Raw genomic sequence first — 3,252 nt, 5'->3', positions numbered from 1 at the left:
ACCGCCATTGATGCCACTTTGTCCTTGTCCACTTAAGCGGATTTGCTGACCTTCTTTCATACCTTTTGGTATTTTTACCTGTAAGGTTTTGCGTTGAACTTCAGGTTCGCCATAAGCATTCATGGTCGGGATTTGCAGGGTAATCTGTTGTGTTGATCCGTGATAGGCAATATCAAGATCAACCTCTATGCTGGCATGTTGGTCTTCACCGCGATAACTACGCTGTTGTCTTTGGTACTGCTGCTGACCACCACCAAATCCTGCACCAAAACGTCCAAATAAATCTTCAAAACCGCTAAAGTCTGCTTGTTCACCACCTGTAAAGCCTTGGCGATAAAACTGTGCTCCATCAAAACCACCTTGTGCAGCACCTTGACCAAAGTTATTAAAACCTTGAGGATGATCTAACATCTGGTCATATTCAGCTTTTTTTTCTGCATTGCTTAACGTGTCATAGGCAACATTAATGGCCTGCATCTTTTCTTCTGCATCTTTTTCTTTGCTGATGTCAGGATGATATTTACGAGCTAGTTTCCGATAAGCTTTTTTAATTTCATCAGCAGAGGCTTTGCGTGTAACCCCTAATTCTTCATAATAATTTTTTGCCATAATGTTTTATCACGATGGAGTTGTTTATTTCATTATGAAACGATTTTTAGAGTTTTCAATAAGCTAGATTGTATAAGAGTTGTTCTATTCCCAAATGAAATTGATAGAAAAAGGTATAGGCAAATGAGCCCATACCTTTCATGATTTAGATGAAACTTTGATATAAGCCGTAAAGGGCAATAAGTAAAAGTAATAAACCGCATAGGCCTAATATTTTTGGATATAAATGACTGTTAGAGAGGCGACGGAAGAATATATAAACCAAAGATAAGGTGAGGAAGTCTAAAACAATCCATGTCAGGGTCAGTATGGTTAAACTTAAATTTAATTGAGGGGTAATAGAGACGAATTGCGGAAAGAAAGCCGAGAAAAAAATAATATCTTTAGGGTTTGAAATACCCACGAGAAAGCCTTTCTTAAAGCCACCATTTTGTGCTGAAACTGTTTGTATTGCTTCTGGATGAGGTGCTTGAATCACTTCTTTAAGAATACTAAAACCCAAATAACCAATATATAGGCAGCCTAAAATACGAATGATATTGAGATAATTATCATTAACACTCAGTACTCCCTTTAAAACGAGTACTGAAATAAAAATTAAGACAAGAGATGCTAGATTTGTACCAAAAATGGTTTCAAGTGCTTTTTTATAGCCTCCTTTAAGTCCAGCGCTTGCAACTAAAATCATTACGGGGCCAGGGGTCGCAATCATAATAATTACGCTAAAAATAAAGAGAAAATAATCAAAATAATTCATGGCGTTTTAAGCATCTATTTATAGGCTATAAAGTAGCCTTATATTATCCTATTTAAAATAAAATATTGAAAACTATCATCAAAAGTACAGACAAATAAAAAGGCGGTATATCCGCCTTTTTATAAATTTTAATAATTAACTTAAATGTTCACCAAATAATGCTAAAGCTTCTTCAGCCGTAAAGGTGTATTGAGTATTACAGAACTGACAATCCATACGAATAGGGTTCTGTTCTTCTAAAGTTTCATGAACAGCGTCTACACCAATTTGAATCAGCGCATTTGCACAGCGTTCTTTTGAACATGTACAGCCAAATTTTAGTGCTTCAATTTCTGGTAAACGAACTTCTTCTTCGTTATATAAACGATATAAAATTTCGTTTGCATCTAAATTGGTTAGCTCTTCGGCTTTTAATGTTTCGGTCAACATTGTCAAACGTGGCCATAAATCTTCATCGACCAAGTTTTGCTCTTCTTCATCATGACGTGGTAAAAGCTGAATCAGTAAACCACCAGAGCGTTTGGTTGTACTTGCTAACACAATGCGAGTTGGAATTTGTGCAGACAAATCGTAATACTGCATTAAACAGCCAGCTAAAGTTTTTTGATCAAGCGGGACAATCCCTTGATAACGCTCGCCAAATTCAGGTTCAATATTAATAAATAAAACTGGATTAACTAAAGCGCCAAGAACTGTACTACTGTCTGTTGCTTCGATGAAGCGTGGGTCCGTTTCATAATCAGCTAGAGCACGTACTTCACCCAAATGATTACATTCAGCCATTGCCCACTTAAAGGTGCCGCTAGCCTGGATTTGCAAGCTGATACGGCCTTTGATTTTTAGTGTACTTGCAAGTAATGCAGTCGCACTCAACATTTCACCTAACAGAATTTTAACCGCAGGCATATAGTCACGTTGAGCTAAGATAGTTTGTAGTGCCTCTTCTAGATGAACTACTTCCCCACGAACCGGAAAGTTCTCAATATAAAAGCGTTGGCGTAAATCAGACATAATATTCTCCAGGGCCCTAAGCAGAGTATAACTATTTCGTTTTAATCAAGCTTAGGAAATGCAGCGAAGCCGCAAGCCGGACAGGGGCAGCTTTGTGCCCATTGTCCAATTATTTAGGCAATGTGAATAAGTCCTTAATATAGCCATTTTCTGAAATCTCAAGTTATTCTAGATGATCTCTTGTAATGTCGATGCGATTTGGCTGTAAATGACGCTTTAAATTCACATCATGTTTTGATGTAGCCTGTTGCTGCGCATCACTTTCAAACAAATGTTCAAGTTCGGCTAAGGCATTACGGTGTGTTTCAAAGATCTTCTGTTCATCAGTATAAATACTTTGCTGTTGTATGAGCAATTTCTCATCATAATCCCGAAAGATTTCGATATTGTTATAGGCTTGTTCATCTGAGATACCGAGTTCTCGTAAGGCGCGATAAGCCATTCCTAATGAAGATAAATATGTTTCACGCCAAATGTATTCAACGCCTAAATCTCTTAAAAGATGTACGTGATGGCGGTCACGAGCACGAGCCAACAGCTTTAAGTTTGGATAATTTAATCTGAGATGGCGAGCGACATTCATTGAATCTTCAACATCATCAATCGCTAAAATAAATACTTTGGCTTTTTCAATACCTGCCGAACGCAATAAATCTGGCTGGGTCACATCGCCATAATAAAGCTTACCGCCGTATCGACGAACAAAGTCCACTTGATGAAGATTATTGTCGATTGCGGTAAAGCCTAAATGTTGCAGACGGGCAATACGCGCGATAATTTGTCCAAATCGACCAAAACCAGCAATGATAATCGGGTTATCTTGCTGAGGAATTTCATCGTATTCAGGTGGACGTTCCTTATTAAACAGAGGAATG

Annotated in this window: 4 protein-coding genes; all 4 read right to left on the bottom strand. The window is 37.9% G+C overall.

The window, feature by feature from the left end; translation table 11 throughout:
- Positions 1-609 (bottom strand): DnaJ domain-containing protein (locus UC75_RS21825; RefSeq protein ID WP_228137390.1); only part of this gene is annotated, 609 nt, incomplete at its 3' end.
- A gap of 145 nt (positions 610-754) precedes the next feature.
- Positions 755-1,366, bottom strand: a complete 612-nt coding sequence (locus UC75_RS14210) for a LysE family translocator (RefSeq protein ID WP_049837966.1) — start codon at positions 1,364-1,366, stop codon at positions 755-757.
- Between the two features lie 135 nt (positions 1,367-1,501).
- Positions 1,502-2,377: an Hsp33 family molecular chaperone HslO gene (gene hslO / locus UC75_RS14205; RefSeq protein ID WP_005301920.1), complete on the bottom strand. Its 876-nt coding sequence runs from the start codon at positions 2,375-2,377 to the stop codon at positions 1,502-1,504.
- A 163-nt stretch (positions 2,378-2,540) separates the two neighbouring features.
- Positions 2,541-3,252: NAD-binding protein (locus UC75_RS21820; protein ID WP_228137389.1), on the bottom strand; the 712-nt coding region annotated here is incomplete at its 5' end.

This window comes from Acinetobacter sp. V2 (assembly GCF_001188385.1).
Taxonomy (GTDB): domain Bacteria; phylum Pseudomonadota; class Gammaproteobacteria; order Pseudomonadales; family Moraxellaceae; genus Acinetobacter; species Acinetobacter oleivorans.
Note: the sequence above shows the minus strand (reverse complement) of the source record. Positions and strands in the feature narration are given on the sequence as shown.